14 protein-coding genes are annotated in these 19,751 nt (G+C 45.0%); 3 read left to right on the forward strand and 11 right to left on the reverse strand.

The features are described from left to right. Window positions 1–153: 153 nt before the first annotated feature. From putP to L5M29_RS05880, 9 genes are all read right to left on the reverse strand, one after another. Window positions 154–1,605 carry a sodium/proline symporter PutP gene (gene putP, locus L5M29_RS05840; RefSeq protein ID WP_105253092.1) on the reverse strand — a complete coding sequence of 484 codons (1,452 nt, stop codon included), beginning with the start codon at window positions 1,603–1,605 and terminating at the stop codon, window positions 154–156. A gap of 157 nt (window positions 1,606–1,762) precedes the next feature. After that, a complete protein-coding gene (locus L5M29_RS05845; protein WP_131525286.1) occupies window positions 1,763–2,467 on the reverse strand; it encodes a DUF3379 domain-containing protein in 705 nt (234 codons plus the stop codon). Beyond that, window positions 2,460–3,023, reverse strand: a complete 564-nt coding sequence (locus tag L5M29_RS05850) for a sigma-70 family RNA polymerase sigma factor (protein ID WP_006085483.1) — start codon at window positions 3,021–3,023, stop codon at window positions 2,460–2,462. The genes L5M29_RS05845 and L5M29_RS05850 overlap by 8 nt, the downstream gene beginning before the upstream one ends. 72 nt (window positions 3,024–3,095) lie before the next feature. Next, window positions 3,096–4,817, reverse strand: coding sequence for a BatD family protein (locus L5M29_RS05855; RefSeq protein WP_263166693.1), 1,722 nt, complete (start codon window positions 4,815–4,817; stop codon window positions 3,096–3,098). After that, complete coding sequence (locus L5M29_RS05860) at window positions 4,811–6,847, reverse strand: VWA domain-containing protein (RefSeq protein ID WP_263166694.1); 2,037 nt, start codon at window positions 6,845–6,847, stop codon at window positions 4,811–4,813. Before L5M29_RS05860 ends, L5M29_RS05855 begins: the two co-directional genes overlap by 7 nt. Beyond that, window positions 6,847–7,866 carry a vWA domain-containing protein gene (locus L5M29_RS05865; protein WP_263166697.1) on the reverse strand — a complete coding sequence of 340 codons (1,020 nt, stop codon included), beginning with the start codon at window positions 7,864–7,866 and terminating at the stop codon, window positions 6,847–6,849. The genes L5M29_RS05860 and L5M29_RS05865 overlap by 1 nt, the downstream gene beginning before the upstream one ends. Continuing rightward, complete coding sequence (locus tag L5M29_RS05870) at window positions 7,860–8,468, reverse strand: DUF4381 domain-containing protein (RefSeq protein ID WP_263166699.1); 609 nt, start codon at window positions 8,466–8,468, stop codon at window positions 7,860–7,862. The genes L5M29_RS05865 and L5M29_RS05870 overlap by 7 nt, the downstream gene beginning before the upstream one ends. 2 nt (window positions 8,469–8,470) lie before the next feature. Then, the gene (locus L5M29_RS05875) at window positions 8,471–9,424 is read right to left on the reverse strand and encodes a DUF58 domain-containing protein (RefSeq protein WP_263166701.1); all 954 of its coding nucleotides are present in this window, start codon (window positions 9,422–9,424) and stop codon (window positions 8,471–8,473) included. Window positions 9,425–9,448: 24 nt separating this feature from the next. Then, window positions 9,449–10,405, reverse strand: a complete 957-nt coding sequence (locus L5M29_RS05880) for an AAA family ATPase (RefSeq protein ID WP_028761051.1) — start codon at window positions 10,403–10,405, stop codon at window positions 9,449–9,451. A gap of 262 nt (window positions 10,406–10,667) precedes the next feature. On the opposite strand from L5M29_RS05880, the gene fadI reads away from it, so the two are divergent. The 3 genes from fadI to L5M29_RS05895 all read left to right on the forward strand — a co-directional run bounded on the left by fadI (window position 10,668) and on the right by L5M29_RS05895 (window position 14,684). Then, window positions 10,668–11,978, forward strand: coding sequence for an acetyl-CoA C-acyltransferase FadI (gene fadI / locus L5M29_RS05885; protein ID WP_014610833.1), 1,311 nt, complete (start codon window positions 10,668–10,670; stop codon window positions 11,976–11,978). A gap of 5 nt (window positions 11,979–11,983) precedes the next feature. After that, window positions 11,984–14,104 carry a fatty acid oxidation complex subunit alpha FadJ gene (gene fadJ / locus L5M29_RS05890; RefSeq protein WP_263166703.1) on the forward strand — a complete coding sequence of 707 codons (2,121 nt, stop codon included), beginning with the start codon at window positions 11,984–11,986 and terminating at the stop codon, window positions 14,102–14,104. A gap of 379 nt (window positions 14,105–14,483) precedes the next feature. After that, the gene (locus tag L5M29_RS05895; protein WP_263166705.1) at window positions 14,484–14,684 is read left to right on the forward strand and encodes a hypothetical protein; all 201 of its coding nucleotides are present in this window, start codon (window positions 14,484–14,486) and stop codon (window positions 14,682–14,684) included. Window positions 14,685–14,994: 310 nt separating this feature from the next. Here the strand turns inward: L5M29_RS05895 and L5M29_RS05900 are convergent, their stop codons facing one another. Continuing rightward, entirely contained in the window at window positions 14,995–15,270 is a 276-nt protein-coding gene (locus L5M29_RS05900) for a hypothetical protein (RefSeq protein ID WP_258547651.1), read from the reverse strand. Between the two features lie 107 nt (window positions 15,271–15,377). Next, on the reverse strand, window positions 15,378–19,664 hold the full coding sequence (locus tag L5M29_RS05905) for an EAL domain-containing protein (RefSeq protein WP_263166709.1): 4,287 nt from the start codon (window positions 19,662–19,664) through the stop codon (window positions 15,378–15,380). Window positions 19,665–19,751: the final 87 nt, after the last annotated feature.

Genomic DNA, 19,751 nt, shown 5'->3' on the forward strand with positions numbered 1-19,751 from the left:
TCTGGCCAGATGCTTGATATGAAGGGCTTTGGGTGCCGCTATGGGTTTCAATTGAAGTTAATGGTTTGTAATGGTGTGTAGGGTATTTAAAAGGATACAAAATGTAAAAAGCGCACACTTGTGCGCTTTTAAACATATGGAAGCATATCTAGATTAGAGTGCAGACTTAAATTGTTCGAACTCTGTCGTTACTTTTTCACTTGGAGCAGAGAATTTACTGACTAAAATACCCGCAATAGTCGCGAATATAAACCCAGGAAGGATTTCGTATACTTCAAAAATGCCACCAGTGAGTTGCTTCCAAATCACCACGGTTAATGCACCGACAATAATAGTGGCGATAGCGCCATTACGGCTATATTGCTTCCAAAACAGGGATAACAAGACTACGGGACCAAAGGCCGCACCAAAGCCTGCCCAAGCATAACTCACTAGGCTGAGCACGCTACTTTCAGGATTGAGTGCTATCACACCTGCAATCACAGCGATAGCGAGTACACCTAAACGACCTACCATCATTAGCTCGCGATCATCGGCCTTTGGGCGCAACCATTTACGGTAGAAATCCTCGGTGATGACACTTGAGCAGACTAAGAGTTGCGAGTCGATAGTACTCATGATTGCCGATAAAATAGCGGCGATTAATAGCCCACCAATCCATGGGTTAAACGCTGCTTGAGCTAAATGGATAAACACTGTTTCAGAATTGGCTAATGGCTCTTTGGCGAAATAGAGCGAGCCTGCGATACCTGTGGCTAACGCGCCAATGAGAGATAACACCATCCAGCTCATGGCTATACGGCGTGACAAGGGCAGGGCATCGGCACTGCCTATCGCCATAAAACGCGACAAAATATGTGGCTGACCAAAATAACCTAGGCCCCATGCGAGCAAAGATAACATGCCGATGGCAGTGGTTTTGTCATTGACCAATGCCAACATCGCGGGATCGATCGTTTCAATACCTGCATGGCTTTCGGGGTGAGCGAAAACGGCGAAAGGGACAATCAATAGGGCGATGAGCATTAAACTGCCTTGGAAAAAGTCAGTCCAACACACGGCAAAGAAACCGCCAATAAAGGTGTAACCGACTATGATGGCCGAGCCAATCACGAGGGCTGCGGTGTAATCAAGCCCAAAGACTTTCTCAAACAAAATCGCGCCACCGACCATGCCAGAGGAGGCATAGAAAGTAAAAAATACCAGAATAGTGATTGCGGAAACAAGTTTGAGATAGCCTTGGGTATCGTGGAAACGTTTCTCGAAAAAATCCGGTAAAGTGAGGGCGTTATCGGCGAGTTGGGTATAAATGCGCAGTCGTTTGGCAACAAATAACCAGTTTAGCCAAGCACCAATAATTAATCCTACGCCAATCCAGGCTGCACCTAAGCCGCTTAAGTAAACTGCGCCGGGTAATCCCAGTAACAGCCAACCTGACATGTCAGATGCTCCCACGCTGAGTGCGGTCACTGCGGGGCCCATTTTGCGGCCACCTAAAATATAATCATCAACAGTATCGGTAGCACGGTAAGCCCAAAAACCTATGCCCATCATCAATACTAAGTAACCAACAAATGTGATTAAAATCGGGGTTTCAATCGTCATCTTGCCTTTTCCCATCTTTTTATTATTAAAAGTGGCAAGCATGCTACCAGATGTTTGAACGTGCGCCCATTAGCAGATGTAAGTGTGATTGAAATCTAACCTCCGATAACATGAAAATATCGGAGATTGATTTTTAAATGCAATTTATAACAATAGCTTAAATAAATATATTCTTGATTTCGTCTTTTATATAGCTAAGGTCAGCTTGATCCTCACCTATGAGCAAAATAAATGCATCGGGCGTTTCAAAGCCCATTCCTTGATATTTACCGTCGGCGAAGGTTTTATCCAACACCATACGTTTCTCGAGTGGCACGATAAAAAGCGTCACCTTACTTTGTTCGCCCTGAAGTACTAAGTGCAGGCTTTTTACCCCTTGAAAATCGCAATAAGAGGTGTAATACACTTTGCCCGGTTGTTGGGTAAATTTGGCATTGCCAAAGTCTTTTATCGACGCAAGCTGGGCATTGACTTGACTAAAATTGACATTTTGATCGACATGCAAGGCAATATCTTCATGGTAGACATGGGCCAGTGCATGTTCAGCTAAATCAATAGGCCCTAAGCGTAATAGGCTGAAGCTGATCCCTACCACAAACGCGACCGAGGCTGCCATGGCCACTAAAAAAAACGTTTGCCGGCGCTGTTTATGGTGCTGTTGTAACTGCTGACGCAAAATGAGTTTGTCGGCGAGATCCTCAGCCACATCCACTTTCAATGCGTTGCTCAGTTTGGCATCAAGGTTTTTAAGCTCATTGATTAGGGCTTGGTTTTCTGGCTTGGCATTGATCTGCGCCAGAAAGTCAGCATCTTGATTATGAGGATCTTCATAAGCTTGACGTCTAAATTTAAGCTCATCCATTGGATTGACCTCTCACATCATTCTTCTCAAGTAATTCTTTCAATTGGCTCCTCGCCCGAAATAAACGCGTCATTACGGTGTTGCGATTGAGCTCCATCAGCTCGGCGATTTCATCGCCGCTAAAGCCACCAATGAGCTGGAGTAAGAGTGGTTCACGGTATTCGATATCCAGCTTGCCAATTTGTCGACGGATCAGATATTGCTCGGTCTGCTCTTCACTGCTATTGGAGATATTGTCCTCTAAGGTATCTTGCTCAACGTCGGAATAATCGAACTGTTTACGCTCGAAACGCCGCGCATTTTCACGCCTAAGAATCGTGATCAGCCAAGCTTTCGCCGCTTTATCATCCTTGAGGGAATCCAAAGAGCGCCACGCCCGCAAGAAGGTTTCTTGGGTAATGTCTTCAGCCACGTGCTTATCGCCGCATAACCAATAGGCGTAGCGGAAAATGTCTGCATGTAGCGCCTTGACTAGGCTGTTGTATCGTCGTTGTTTGCTTAGCATGTCAGAAGAGACCGCAGGCTCGACGGATTTCTTGCGCCAGTTAGCAAACATTTTTTATCTTTAGGCTTTTTGGCGGAATATTTAGCATGGTAGCACTCGCTTCTTTGTCATTAACCCCATCATTTATTTAGGATTCAGTGGGCTTAATGGCGCTGATTTTGGGGTTGAATGTTTATGCTCACAGGCCTTAATCGCGTTAAGTAAGGCGGTACATTCGGCGCTTAAGTGGCTATTTGTATTGTTAGAATTCGCACTGCTCGTATTAGCACTGTCGGTATGGTGGCTCTTATCGGCCTTTGCACTGTAGGCTTTGATTTGCAGTTGCTGTATCGCTGCTGCCAGTTGTGGTGACTGCTCAGCAATCTTATCTAATGTCATAGGCGTTTGCTGTAACTCACTGAAATATCGCTGCAATTGCAACATAATTCGGCTTACATCGCCACTGGCGCAGGCTTGCTCTAATCCTTTCAAGCCGGAGGCAGTCACTGATTGTGCTGAACTGATTGAAGAGTTTACTGAAATTGGGGCGGCCGTTTGATTTTTTAAGGCGCGGCGCCAAGCGACTAAGGTGATAATCCAAGCGACTAGAGTGACCAGCCATAGCGCAGCAAAAACAGTGGTTAGCCAAGACCAGCCCTTATCGGCCGCGGAGTTGGTTTCCCATGTTGGTTGAGCTGGCGTATCACTGACAGCACCACCTTCAACGATTATGGTACGTGCGGGCAGCGTTGCAGTTTCTTGACGTTTAAGGCGCGGATTCCACCAAGGCACTTTGATTTCGGGCAAGGTAAAGGTGCCCGCTTTGCTGGGTACGATTGCCGAAGTAATACTGTACTGCGAAACAATTTGTGCATCGCGCACAAAGGTCTGCCGCTGGGGTTTTTCTGGGTATGACTTGAGTTCATCGGGCAGAGTTTGCACTATATCAGGCAGACTATTTTCATCGGCATTGGAAGCCAACAGCGTAATAGTGCGGGTGATAGGGCTACCGACGGTAAACTTTTTAATATCCTCAGGGAAGTTTTCTTTTAGCGCTACTAAATCGGCAACCAGCCATTGGCCTTGGAAGCTTGCTGGTGCGGGATTCACTTGAACTGTCAGTGAGGGTGCGCCTGCTTGCATTGGGCGGCTTTCATTAAAACCAAACATGCCGCCGCGGCGTTGGGCTTCTACCAGCACATCGCCAGCAAAGGTTGCACCTTTGATATTCACTTGGCCGGGCAAATCGGGAATGATGCCATAGGTGCGTTCAATCACGCGGTAACGGCGGCCATCGACTATCTCTGAACCATCCCTATCTTCACCGATTTGTTTGATCTGTGCGCCTTCGATCACAGGTGCACTCAATACGCCCCTTTGTAATTCTACCGCCAGATAGAGTTTCACCTTGTAGGTAATGAGCTGCCCAACATAGGCTTCGTCGGTCGAGACTTTGGCGTCAATGAACAGATTGTTCATTTGCGCGGGCTGGCTACCGGTTTCAACCACTTTGAGAGGAATAGGCGATGAGCTGACGCCGTCAATACTAAAGGCTGGAATGGTTAACTGACCTTGTTGTTTTGGCGCGAGCAGCACTTGCCAGCGGGTTTCTTTGACTGCATCGAAGTTCATGATTTGCGTGCTGCGACTCACGCTAGTACGGCCGACAATAAAATCTTTCAGTAGGGCGGATGTGTCTAGCTTACCGGTATCGACTTCGTCATCGACACTGATGTTGAGCACAAAGTATTCGCCCTCCATCACAGGGTTGCGATCGACCGAGGCCTCAATTTTGCTAAGTGCAAAGGCGGGATGAGCCACTCCGATGGCAAGGAGTAGCAGGATAAAAAATTGTCTCGTCACCACTGTTCGTTATCCTTTGATATTTGGCCATTTTGACGGCGTTTTTGATATTCCAACTGCATCTTGTTGCGCAGTAATACTTGCGGGTCTTCACTCACGCCCCTCAGTGCTCGCTGCATTTCTGCGGGCAGTGGCTCGCTATTGGTTGGCGGTGCCTCTACCGATTCACTCATAGCTGCCTCTTGTTTATCTTGCGCATTTTGCTCAGGAGCTTCTTTGGCGGCAACGCTTTGCTTTTCTTGCTCAGCTGACTTTTGCTCTTCAGCATCGGCTTTAGCCTGCGCTTGCATCTTAGCTTCATTTTCTACAGGTGAATTGTCTACCGGCTCATTTTCCTGCTGAGCTTCGTCCTGCTTGTCCTGAGCATTGCCATTTTGCTTATCTTGCTTAGACTGTTGCTCATCCGCTTTTTGCTGCTCAGGGCTTTGATCCGCGTTGGCATTGTCCTGTCGATCCTGAGACTCTTGTCCCGTTTGATCTTGCTTATCTTTTTGAGCGCTATCTTGGTCAGATTGCTGTTTATCCTGCGACTGTTGATTACCGGATTGTTGGTCGCCAGACTGTTGGTCACCTGAATTGGAATCACCGGACTGCTGATCGCCTTGTTGATCTTGGTTTTTATCCTGTTGATCGTTTTTACCTTGCTGCTTTTGCTGCTCTTTCAATTGCTTTTCAGCCAGTTCAAGGTTGGCCTTTGCCGCAGGAAAATCGGCTTGTTTTTCAAGTGCAGCTTGATAGCGCTCCTTTGCCTTATCGGGTTTACCGAGTTGCATTAGCGCATTGCCTTGATTGTAGAGGCCTTGGGCTGAGCTATCTTGCTCGAAGGTTTTCAGCGCTTGCTCATAATCACCGGCCTTATATTGGGCGCTGCCACGCCACTGGGGTGACTCAAACTGCTTAGCGGCGTTGGCATAATCTTGGGATTGATAGGCCTGCATCGCTTGCTGATCTGGCGTTTTCCACACATTGTCCCAGGCATTGTCCCACACACTGGCATGGGCAGACTGAGGCGCGGCCGCGAGCAGTAAGCCGCCAATGAGAGTGGCAAATCCAACGCTTGCCACGATTCCTTGCCTAAAGCTGAAAAGGGCGGGCAGCAGTAATAGCAGGGCGAGATAAGGGCCGAGATCCTGCCAGGTTTCACCGTCAAGATCTGTGGCTTTGGCATCGCCCGTATCACTTAACCAATCTTGTAATTGGGCCAGATCATTGCCGTCGGTGCGATTTTGGATTAACACGCCTTTGTTATCCGCTGCCAGTTTTTGCAGCAGGCCAAAGTCAGTGCTGGCCACAACGACCTCGTTGCTGCTGTCGCGCTGCAATTGTCCATCGGGTAGACGAATTGGCGCGCCTTGGCTGGTACCAAAAGTGACGACGGCAAGGCGATATTGCGTGCCACTTAATGCCGAGTTAGCGTCATCAAATTGGGCTGCGGTGATGCCATCTGTCATCAGGATAATATCACCGCGAATATGCCCACCCTGAGCCAGTAGCGTTTTAGCTTGGGTTAAACCTGCCGCTAAGTTTGAGCCACGAACGGGCATGATTTCAGGGCTTAAGGTCGGCAATAAATTGAGTAATGTGCCGGTATCACGGGTTAATGGGCTGATAGTAAAGGCATCGCCGGCAAAGGCGACTAAACCTGTTTCACCTTCTTTAAGATTACGCAGCAGATCCGTTGCCCTAAATTTAGCTTGGGTTAACCGATTCGGCGCAAGATCGGTGGCGAACATAGATACGGACATGTCCATCACAAGTACGCGGCCTTGCTCGGCGGCAAACACAGGTAAGGACTGTTTATTCACGGCAGGCCCGGCGAGCGCAAAAGTCGCCATCAGCCAAGTGAAAGCTAATAAATGCAACGGACGGCGAGATTTCTTATTGCCTTGGGTGACCAATATCTTGGCTAAGTGCGGCGCAATATAACGGTTCCACGCGCTGTGGCTCTCGTGTTGTCGCCATAAACTCAACAAGGCTAAGGCTAGCGGCACTAGGGCGAGTAGCCATTCGGGACGAATAAAGTGTAGGTTCATTATTTGATGTTCCCCTGTGAAGTGGTTGCGACAGAGGGTTTAACGCGGCGCGCTGCAAACAGTGGCAATTGACCTAAGGCAATCCACAGACTCGTCAGTAATGCCAGTGCCAGCGGCCAATAGAACAGATCTGCCTGCGGACGATAGCTTAATTGATCGCGACTCACGGGTTCGAGTTTATCGATTTCTTGGTAAATCTGGTCTAGCTCTTGGCTGTTACGGGCGCGAAAATAACGGCCGTGGGTGACGTCGGCGATATGCTTAAGTTGGTTTTCATCCAGATCCATCGAAGGATTAACCCGCTCACGGCCAAAGAGTGTGCGGCGCTCCATCACATCTGCGCCCACACCAACCGTATAAATGGTAACTTTACGATTAGCGGCAATTTGCGCCGCCTGCTCTGGCTCAATATTGCCCGCGTTGTTAGAACCGTCGGTCAATAAAATCAACACTCTGTTACTCTCGTCCATTTTATCGAAACGTTTTACCGCCAGCCCTATGGCTTCACCTATGGCGGTTTGCTTACCGACTAAGCCAATTTGTGCTTCTTTTAAAAATTGCGCCACTGAACGTCTATCTTGGGTGAGCGGCGCCTGTAAATAGGCGTGATCGGCAAAGAGGATCAAGCCGATACGATCACCCTTGCGGCGCTCGATAAAGTCACTGACGACGTGCTGAATTAAAGTGAAACGATCGACGGTTTTGCCATTCACCACCATGTCTTCAATCTGCATACTGCCGGATAAATCCACCGCCATCATCAAATCACGGCCTTGGCTTGGCAGTTCGATAGGTTCACCAAGCCATTGAGGACGAGCAATAGCGAGCACTAACAGGCACCACATCAGCCAGTAGCGTTTGCGGCTCTGACGCGTATTGGCCGCTAAGCTTTGTTTACCCGTTTGGCTTATTCCGGGTAATTGCAGCCGGCCACCATCCACTTGTACTGTGTGTTGGCGCCAAAAAATCAAAGGTAAAGGCAATAATATCAATAGCCAAGGCCATGCAATTGTTAACATTGTGCCTCCGCTTGTTGAGTGTCAGCGGGTTGGGTTAGCACTTTGCTCTTAGCTTGATCAAGAGTCGACTCAGGCGCACTCAGTTTTGCTTTCGATGCCAACCAAGCCTGTGCGAGTTGATGTAACTCATTGGCTTCAGCTAAGGTCAATGGCGTTGCCTGATGGCGTTTGGCTAATAAGGGGCCGATACGTTGGCGTTTATGCTCGGGTAAATAGCTGTCTAACCAAGCCGCCCAAGCTTCACCATCTAAGGAGGCTATCGCTTCTCTGCTGAGGTAACTCATGGCGGTGCGCTTTAATAGGCTGTTGACGTCAGAGGCATAGGAAGTCGCTTGTTTATCGAGCTGATTGAGTAACTGCTTCGCGGCTTTTTTCGGCGCTAAGTCACGGGCGCGTTTTCTTAGCCAGATAACTAAGAGTGTGATGAGGGCAATCACAAGTGCTAAAACCAGCCAATAACCGATTGCCCAAGGCCAAGCGCCGATCGGTTCGGGATGAATAATATCCTGCAGTTGTGCAAGGGCTGGATTTGGCGCCGTAGAAGGCATAGGTACTGTTGCCTGTGGATTTGCTATTTCTGAATTCACTGTTGCTGGATCCATAGTTAACGCAATAATTCCAATTGATGGGCTAGGGGAGCACCCGCATCGATAAGTTGGGTGCGAACGCGCAGTTGCTGCATCATGGCAATAAAGTCCTTTTGCTGACGCAACTGAATGTCGAGCCAAGCCTGATAACTGTGGCGGGTAAGCACTAAGTCCTCATCCCCATCCCGTACCGGCAAATTAAAGTGGTGTGGTAACGGCAGTGTACCTTGACGCAGAGGATCGGTAATAAGATAGGCACCCACATCGCAATGACGCTTAAGCTCGGTGAGAGGCGCGATACATTGGGGACTAAAATGGCTGCCATCTGTCACTATCCAAACTAAGGAGCCGGGTTTGGCGATACGTTGTAATCGCTGACAGGCACGCAGGATATGGTCAGGATCGCGCTGGCCAGTGCCAACATGATTGAGCTGATTTTCGTGCACACGGCGCAGGCCTGAGATCAATTGCAATATGCCCTGACGACGGCTGCAGGGTTTGAGCTCTAAATGCTCAGACTCGCAGGCGATCAAGGCGCCGAGCCGATCGCCATGGTTAATCGCATTCCAACCTAAGGTGGTCGCAAGGTGTCCTGCTTGCACCGATTGCAGCAATAAACTCGAACCAAAATAGAGGCTTTGGCTCAAGTCGATTAACAATAAAATAGGGCGCTCACGTTCTTCGACAAATAACTTAGTGTGAGTTGTGCCTGTACGAGCGGTAACGCGCCAATCAATGGTGCGCACATCGTCGCCCTGTTGGTAGTGGCGCACCTCGGCAAACTCCATACCGCGGCCTTTGATTAAGCTGCTGCGATGGCCCGCTAAATTAGCGCGGGCACGGCTATAACGCTCAGGCATAGCACGGGCGATATTTTGGCACGCCAGCAGCTCTTGCTCGGTTAAATGCAAGCCATCGGCAAAAAGCGGCAAGCCATCGACTGAGGCTGAGAGTCGCGCTGTGTCACTCATCTTATTTCACCTTTATCTTTACCGTTAAGGTACTGCAACTTGACTTAAGATGTGGTTGATCACGTGATCGCGGCTGACACCTTCGGCCTGTGCTTGATAGCTGAGTAGCAATCTGTGTCTTAACACGTTTGGTGCAACGGCTTGAATGTCTTCCGGTGAAACAAAGTCTCGCTCGTGCAGCCACGCACGGGCGCGGGCACAGCGTTCTAATGAAATAGTTGCGCGCGGGCTGACGCCGTACTCAAGCCACTTAGCTAAGTCTTCGCTGTAACGTAAAGGCTCACGGGTCGCCATCACGATTTCGACTATGTACTTTTCGAGCGGCTCGGCAAGATAGATTTCCATGGCTTCGTCACGGGCGGCAAACACATCTGCTTGTGCAATCGGCTCAGTGGTTGGCAATTCGTGGGTCAGCGCTTCTTTGCGGGATTGACGCAGAATTTCGATTTCAGTCTCACCGCTTGGGTAATCAAGGTTTAAGTGCATCAGAAAACGGTCAAGCTGTGCTTCGGGCAGCGGATACGTGCCTTCGTTCTCTAATGGATTTTGGGTGGCCATCACTAAAAACAGCGGCGGTAGCTTATAGCTGTGCTTACCAACTGTGACTTGGCCTTCGGCCATGGCTTCTAATAAGGCTGACTGAACTTTGGCTGGGGCACGGTTAATTTCGTCCGCCAAGATTAAATTGTGGAAAATCGGTCCGGCTTCAAATTCGAAGGTGCCAGTTTGCGAGCGATAGATATCTGTACCGGTTAAGTCGGCGGGCAGTAGATCTGGGGTAAATTGAATGCGGTGGAAATCGCCCTCAACCCCGTCACATAAGGCTTTCACTGCACGGGTCTTGGCCAGCCCCGGTGGTCCTTCAACTAATAAGTGGCCATTGGCAATTAAGGCAATGAGCAGATTTTCGGTCAATACTGGCTGCCCTAAAACAACCTTATTTAGGTAAGTGCGTAATGCGTGGAAGCGACTCAAAGGCATGATGCTACTCGTTTTATTATGTTGAAAATACGTGTGTGGGCTATAGACAACAGCTATGGTAAAGAATTCCCTTAGGGTTTGGCTAGTGTTAAAAAAACAAACAGGTGTTTAAAACTTGCTGACAAGAAGTTAGAATCAGATCACACTTTAATGGTCAGACCTGTTATTGGGCGTTTTTCGCCGTAAAACAATGGGTCAAACACGGAAATCGATAGCGCCGCCTGAAATCTCTCAGCGATTGCGCACATAAAGAGGGTGACAAATGAGTGATAGACAACAGGTTACGAACGCCAAGGGTGAACGTATCGCCATTGTAGCGGGTTTAAGAACGCCCTTTGCAAAACAAGCCACGGCATTTCACGGTGTATCGGCGCTCGATATGGGCAAAATGGTGGTCAATGAATTATTGGCGCGCTCAGAACTCGATCCTAAGCTGATTGAGCAATTAGTATATGGACAAGTGGTGCAAATGCCCGCTGCACCTAACATTGCCCGTGAAATCGTACTCGGTACTGGCATGAATGTGTCGACCGATGCCTATAGTGTCACTCGCGCCTGTGCAACTAGCTTCCAATCTGCCGTCAACGTGGCCGAATCTATCATGACAGGCAATATCGAAATCGGTATTGCGGGCGGCGCCGACTCTTCTTCTGTCTTGCCTATCGGCGTGTCGAAAAAATTAGCCCATGCGTTAGTCGATCTGAATAAAGCCCGTAGCTTTGGGCAAAAATTACAAATTTTCCGCCGTTTAGGTTTAAAGGATTTATTACCTGTGCCGCCTGCGGTGGCTGAGTACTCAACGGGCTTGTCTATGGGACAAACCGCCGAGCAGATGGCAAAAACCTACAATATTAGCCGTGCCGATCAAGATGCCTTAGCACATCGCTCACATACCTTAGCGAGTGAAACTTGGGCTTCGGGCCATTTGCGTGACGAAGTTATGGTCGCGCATATACCGCCGTATAAGCAGTTTATCGATCGTGATAACAATATCCGCGAAAACTCGGTACTGGAGTCATATGCTAAGTTGCGCCCTGCATTCGACAAACAACACGGTACTGTGACGGCGGCCAATAGTACGCCACTGACGGACGGTGCCTCAGCGATTATCCTGATGAGTGAAGGTCGAGCCAAAGCCTTAGGTTATCAACCGATTGGTTACATTAAGAGTTACGCCTTTAGTGCCATTGATGTGTGGCAAGATATGCTGATGGGGCCATCCTACGCGACGCCACTGGCGTTAAAACGTGCTGGAATGGAATTAGAAGATCTTACTCTGATTGAAATGCACGAAGCCTTTGCTGCGCAGACATTAGCGAACATGCAGATGTTTGCTTCGAAAAAATTTGCCGAAGAAAAACTCGGCCGCAACCGCGCGATTGGCGAAATCGACATGAGCAAGTTTAACGTGCTCGGTGGCTCGCTCGCTTATGGTCATCCTTTTGCGGCAACGGGAACCCGTTTAATCACCCAAGTGTGTCGTGAGCTTAAGCGCCGTGGTGGTGGAACTGGCTTAACGACGGCCTGTGCGGCCGGTGGTTTGGGTGTGGCTATGATAGTGGAAGTGGAGTAATCGGCATGGAAAAGACCTTTAATTTAACCCGCCGCGACGACGGCATTGCCATTTTGACTATGGATGTTCCTGGCGAAACCATGAACACCCTAAAAGCACAGTTTGGCCCTGAAATCAGTGAGATTCTGGCTGAGATTAAAAGCGATCCTCATATTCGTGGGCTCGTGCTGATCTCTGGCAAAAAAGATTCTTTCGTTGCGGGCGCAGATATTTCCATGCTCGATGCCTGTAAAACGGCGGCCGATGCCAAAGCCTTATCCCAGCAAGGGCATGTGGTTTTTAATGAGTTAGAAGCCTTAAAAATTCCTGTAGTGGCGGCAATCCATGGTGCCTGTTTAGGTGGTGGTTTAGAGTTAGCCTTAGCCTGTCATCAAAGGGTATGTAGCGACGATGGTAAAACCATGCTCGGCGTACCGGAAGTTCAACTTGGCTTATTACCTGGCGGCGGTGGGACTCAACGTTTGCCTCGTTTAGTCGGCATTACCACCGCCTTAGACATGATGTTGACCGGTAAACAAATCCGTCCTAAACAAGCCTTGAAAATGGGCTTAGTGAATGATGTTGTACCGCAGACCATTTTGCTGCAAACCGCAGTTGAGATGGCGCTTGCTGGTAAACGTGCACCGAAACCTGTTAAAAAGTCGCTCGTTAATCGAGTGCTTGAAGGCACGAGCTTTGGCCGTAACATTATTTTCGATCAAGCGACTAAACAAGTCGAAAAGAAAACCCAAGGTAATTATCCAGCACCGGCCAAGATTATTGACTGCGTGCGTCAAGGGATTGCGAAGGGGATGCAAAAAGGGCTAGAAGTCGAAGCGAGTCACTTTGCCGAATTAGTGGTATCAAAAGAATCTGAAGCGCTGCGCAGTATTTTCTTCGCTACCACAGAAATGAAGAAAGAAACCGGCGCTGAGGGGGCTACGCCGCGTAAAGTGAAGAAAGCGGTGATCTTAGGTGGTGGTTTAATGGGCGGAGGTATCGCCTCTGTGACTACCACTAAGGCTAAAATCCCCGTTCGCGTCAAAGACATCAGCGAAAAAGGTTTAAGCAATGCATTAGCCTACGCTTATAAGTTGTTGGATAAAGGGGTAAAGCGCCGCCATATGACGCCTGCTGCCCGTGATAACTTAATGGCACTGATGACGACAACCACAGAGTATAAAGGCGTTAAAGATGCCGACATCGTTGTGGAAGCGGTATTTGAAGACTTAGCGCTTAAGCATCAAATGGTGAAAGACATCGAGCGTGAGTGTGGTGATCACACTATTTTTGCGTCAAATACCTCATCTTTGCCTATTAGCCAAATCGCCGAAGCGGCAACGCGTCCCGAGAACGTGATTGGTCTGCATTATTTCTCGCCAGTAGAGAAAATGCCGCTGGTGGAAGTGATTGCCCATGCTAAAACGTCACCAGAAACCATTGCGACCACGGTCGCATTTGCCCGTAAGCAAGGTAAAACACCGATAGTGGTGCAGGATGGTGCGGGTTTCTACGTGAACCGTATTCTGGCGCTGTATATGAACGAGGCTGCGCAATTATTACTTGAAGGCCAAAGTGTTGAACATCTGGATAAAGCCTTAGTGAAGTTTGGTTTCCCTGTGGGACCTATTACTTTACTCGACGAAGTGGGTATCGACGTGGGCGCAAAAATTTCACCGATCCTTGAGAAAGAATTGGGTGAACGTTTTAAAGCGCCAGCGGCATTTGACAAGCTTTTAGGTGACGATCGTAAAGGCCGTAAAAATGGCAAAGGTTTCTATCAATACGGCGCATCGAGCAAGAAAGCTAAAGCTGTCGATGAAAGTGTTTATGGCGTGTTAGGCATTAAGCCTTGCACCAATAAAGACGCAAAAGCGGTTGCCGAGCGTTGTGTCGTACAAATGCTCAATGAAGCGGTGCGTTGTTTAGATGATGGTATTATTGCATCGCCAAGAGACGGTGATATTGGCGCCATTTTTGGTATTGGCTTCCCGCCATTCCTCGGTGGCCCATTCCATTATATTGACACTTTAGGCGCCGCGAACTTAGTGAAGATCCTTGAAGGTTATCAAAGTCAATTCGGTAACAGATTCGAACCTTGTGAGCGCTTAAAAACCATGGCGCAAGAAAACGCGCACTTTTTCTAAGTTTCAGTGAATCTAAGTCATAGTTAATCTAGGTCTTAGTCAATCAAAATTGAACAAAAAAGCGGCAGTTTGTTGCCGCTTTTTTTATTGCCACAAGGCATGTTTTTGCCTAAAAAGTGTTCACATTGGGGATGTGGATTTTGTATAATCCGAGCCCTTTATCGAGAGTTCAGTGTTACGTGTTCTGTACTGAGAGCGCAGCGAGGAATGAGTATTGCTCGTTTATGCATAATGCGGAGAACCTTTTATTCTGGCGTTAAAATGGCGTATTTAACATGTGCATCAATCACCAAGATTACGCGAGTAGCATCCGCATTTTAATGAGGAATTAATTTCTCTACATTTATGATTTATTTAGTTGTTTTTAAAGAGGTGGTTTGTGGCTTTGCTGGTTATCTTTATCGCATTAATCTCGGCTTGGTACTTCGGCTTGGCTGCATTTACCGCAGACCTTTCTGTTACGTATTGGGCATTACTGGGTTTTGTGCTCGGGCCTCTGGCTTATCCACTCTTTACGACACACCGCCATTTAGCTTTGAGGAAAATCCGTTGTAGTGAGGAATGGATATTAAATAGCTGATTTATCAATCTGTTATGTATTTATCCATGACTACATGACTATTAGTTAGTACTTTTATATTCACTTAAAACTAAAGGGAGCCAATGCTCCCTTTATTGTTTCTAAGCTGCGCTAGCTTAATTAACTATCACTGTACATGAGTTAGAATCATGGCTACAGAACTTAAATTAGTTCCACCAACCTTTTGCAGAAATCACTTCAAGGTGATTCAAGCCTTCAGGCAACTTAACTTTTTTACGCGCTGGCTTGGATAAACCGAGTGCTTTTTTGATTGAATTTAGCATAGTCACTCTCCTTAACCTGATTAATGTTATGCAACTTGTTTTAGTTGTTTGAATTTCACATATGGAGAACCCGCAACTTCAAGGTATTTAAATTTCACATATGGAGAGCCTGCAACTTCAAGGAGTTTGAATTTCACATATGGAGAGCCTGCAACTTCAAGGGGTTTGAATTTCACATATGGAGAGCCCGCAACTTCAAGGGGTTTGAATTTCACATATGGAGAACCTTGAAGAGCAAGACTATTTGCTACAAAGCCAATTGAAGATAATAGAGTAACTGTTACTAGGATTCCTTTAATCATTCTAATTCTCTCAGGGTAGTTAATATTGATTTATTATTGACACTAATAGCGCTGATGCACTTGTTGTGCCAATGTTGTAAGTCGATATCAAATTGAGGGTTAAATGATTAGGTAATGTTGCTCTTAGTGTTTGGCTTTACTATGTCTTCTTGAAGTAGCAGAGTAAATTCGGTCTCTTTTATGGCCTTACTAAAAATATAGCCTTGAATTTCTTCACAGTTAAGTGCCCGTAAAATGTTCAATTGTGCTGCTTGTTCTACGCCTTCACCCACAACAGAAAGCCCCATGTTATGGGCGATGGTGATAATAGAATCGACCATTTTGAGATCGCGATCAGATTTATCTATATCGTCAACAAAGGCTTTGTCAATTTTTAAAGTATGAATAGGAAAGCGTTTTAAGTATGAAAGGGACGAGTACCCAGTGCCGAAATCATCGAGTGCTAAACTGACGCCCATTTTAGCCAATTGCTGCATGACAATAATTGCCGTTTCAGGCTGTTTAATGACGGTTCCCTCAGTTATTTCTAATTCAAGATGACATGCGGGGAGTTTAGTGAGTCTTAATATTGACTCTATTCGCTGTTGAATATCAGGCAGTGCAAATTGACGTGACGATAAATTGACGGCGACTCTGCCGCTGAATATGCCTTGTTCACGCCATTTTTGCGCTGCGAAACAGGCCTTGCGTAAGACAATTTCACCAATTTCAACAATCAAACCGTTTTCTTCAGCAAGTGGAATAAAGTCATTGGGGGGAATTAAACCATGTACTGGATGATTTAATCTGACTAAAGCCTCCATACCTGCAATTTTACCGCTTTTAAGATCAACCTTAGGTTGATAATAAACTTCAAATAGATCATCTTTTAAGCCTTCACGTATAAGATTTTCTATTTCTAATTGCCTAATTGCATGTTGGTTCAAGGACTCAGAATAAAACTGGTAGCAATTACCTCCCGCAGACTTAGCATGGTACATAGCAATGTCAGCCTTTCTCAGTAATGCTTGCTCGCTTTGCTCATCTTCTGGGAACAGCACTATACCAATACTTAATCCTAGGACTAGCTGTTCATTGCTAACGTTAAATGCAGGTTTTAGCCCTTCAATAATACGGTTAGCTATTGCTGCACTGGCGCTTATATCTGAACCCTTGTCTAATACAATGGCGAATTCATCTCCGCCTAGACGATAAATACTGGTATTTTTAGGAAGTAAGGACTTAATGCGGGTAGCAACGAGCTTTAATAATGTATCCCCAATTTGATGGCCTAGGGAATCATTAATACGTTTAAAATTATCAAGATCAAGCACCATAAGCGCATGAGCTATTTCTCGATTTACTAGGTTATTTAAGGTCACTTGTAAGTTGGAGCGATTTGGCAGTCCAGTTAAGAGATCGTTATTGGTTAGTTTTCTAAGCTCTTCTTCTTGCTGCTTACGTCTTGATATATCAGAAAAAACACCAACATAATGTGACAATTCGCCTAACTCATCATAGATAGCATCGATAGTGAGCTCCATATGGAAGTGACTGTTATCTCCTCTGGCGGCTTCGACTTCATTTGCCCAGCGACCTTGCTGTTTTAACATGGTTCTGATTTGGGTGGAGAAGGTTTCAGGGTATAAATCAAATGTGAGTAAGTTGTCAATAAAGTCATTTCGGTTACGTAATGAAATTTTACAGCAAGCTTCGTTGACTTCGACAAAACGGTATTCGTTGTCGAGGATAAACATGCCTTCCGAAATGTTTTCAATCGCTTTTTCAAAGAGTTTTAGCTGTTCTTCCTTTTGTTTAAATTGACTAATATTTTTAATCGTTCCAGTCATTCGCAGGGCATTATCTTTGTCATCACGCTCTACAATCTTGGCACGGTCTAAGATCCATACCCAATTGTTGTCTTTGCCTTTTACCCTATATGCAGCTTCAAAATGATCTGTTTCACCATAAAAATGCTTATTGAGTGCTTCACGAACACGTTCTTGATCCATAGGATGTATATTACTCTCTTCATCCGATTTACCTGAACGATGTCCATCACGGGGAAATTCAAGAGCTCCCCAGATATTGGAGCGAAAAATGTTGCCAGTTTCAATGTCCCAGTCCCACATTTCATCACCACTTCCCCAAAGGGAAAGTTTTAATCTTTCTTCGCTGAGCGCTATTTGGCGTTGAACCTCTCGTTTTCTTAAAATTGATTTTGTAATCCCTAGAAATATTATTACTATAATAATAAAATAGATTGACTTTGCTAATGTTGATAGCCACCAAGGTGGTGTAATTATAACTTTTAATTCTTTTATTGGACCATTCTTCTGCGTTAATGAATCAACTGCATAAACTTTGAATATGTACTCACCAGGTGATAAGTTCGTATAGGTTGCTGAGTTTATTTTATTTGATGCTATCCATTCATTTGATAGACCATCCATTTTATAGTAATAAGATGTAGTATAGGGTTCTGATGTTGGTGAGTTAAATGTTATGGTGAATGGATAATCAGAGTATTTTAGTTGTATACTTTTTGATTTACTTATTGAACCTGTGAAATACTCACCATCTCCAGCTATTATGGAATTGAAAACACGTAATCCAGAGATGAAGGTCTCTGGTGGCTGTGAGTTTCTAATATGATCTAAAATTATATCTTTAGATATCAAGCTTAAACCATCAATGCCCCCAAAAAAAATATTTTCATTATCAATGATAACGCTACTTCGAGTATTATACTCGTATTGACTTCCATTATTTGTTGAGAAAATATAATTACTATCACCATCAATTAAAATCATTTGCCCCAGGGATGATGCAAAAATGTAATTGTCCAAAGTTAAGATGGAGTAAATTTCTTTGTTGTCGGAGAAAATTTTATTTGATTTTTTGCTGATTGGGTTATACTTCATAATTGCAGTTGAAGTGCCGAATATAATTTCATTTCTAAATTTTGTAATGCTATATGTTAGTTCGTCTGCTATTTTATTAGTTTCACTATCAGTGTAATGATATAGTCCATTTTGGCTTGCTAAATAAATATCAGCATCTGAAATGTAAAGGATTTCAAAAACTGGATCTTTTTTGTTAGTTGTAATTTTTTTTGAAATTAGATTATCTTTTATGATTAAAGCTTTCCCTGAAGCGGTTCCAACTATAATATTTTCATTGTCATTGATTAAGTCAATAGTTGTTATCTGTTCACCTTCTATTATGTTACTTATATCGCCATTGTTATGTAAGAAAATTACACCTTTCTCATTTCCAATGTAAATTCCGTTTTTTGTCATTACGGAGTTTTTATAGCCGGTAATGTCGGTTTGATAAGTTTTTATTAAATTCAAATCTGTGTTGTAACATCGAAGAATACTATCATCAGATGATACTAATATTTTGCTATCAAATGTTTTACTAATGTGCCAAACATTATCCTTTATTAGATCTGTACTTAAAACAAGATTGTTTGACTTTCTTATTATTTCAAAACCTTGGTTGTTCATTCCTATAATGAGATAATCAGCCGTTGAAAATAGATATGTTTCCTTACTTTTTTCTTTCTCCTCTACCGTTTTTCCAATCAGATAGGACTCGTTATTCACCGAGTATATTTTGTTTTTATCTATTCCATAAATGTCACTGTTGGATCGACTTAATAAAGTATATTTGCTGTTTGATAATTTTAATACCCTTTTATCGCTATAGGTGTAAAGTCCATTTTCTGTTGATATATATAGGGTTTTATTTTCCTTTTCTATATCAAGTACGTTATCAATAATTTTTACTTTATTACTGCCATTTATTCTGTAAAGTATTCCATCATAACTTTTTATAAATATTTCATCACCAATGTTTAAACTTTTCTTTACTTCGAAATATTCTTTTTCTATGTACTCTGAGCTTAGAACTTTATTTTTTAAGTTGAGGCTAAGTATGCCCTTATTGGTTCCAACTAAAATCTCTTTAGTAAAGTCATTGTTGGATAAACTCCATATCTCACCATTCAAATATTCATTTTTCACATCGATAAATTTAAGTGATTCATCATTTCTATCATATATAGCAAGTCCTTTGTCAGTACCAACTAGTAGATCACCTTCTTCAGTGATTAGCAGGCTACGAATAAAAGAGCTGGGTAAACCAGAAGCGCTATTATCAGCATAAAAGTGTTTAAACTCTTTTCCGTCGAACCGATTTAGTCCGTTAAGCGTGCCAATCCAAATGTAGCCATCATTATCCGTAACGATAGACGTAACAGTGCTTTGGGAAAGTCCTTCTGGGACACCAAAAGATTGTGATTGGAGAATAATAGGAGATTTATCAGAAAAGGGAGATGCGTTTACGTCTTCGAATGCATGCAAGCTAAAAAAAGCGAGCAAGACGATTTTAAAGAGTGCTTTAGGCATAGTGTTTGTTCTTATTATCCGAGGATGCCATGAAACAATTGTGTTACATCACTTTTCCAGAAAGTGAGCGGTTTGTCAAAGTGGAGT

Source organism: Shewanella sp. SM95, from assembly GCF_025653595.1.
Lineage (GTDB): Bacteria > Pseudomonadota > Gammaproteobacteria > Enterobacterales > Shewanellaceae > Shewanella > Shewanella oncorhynchi.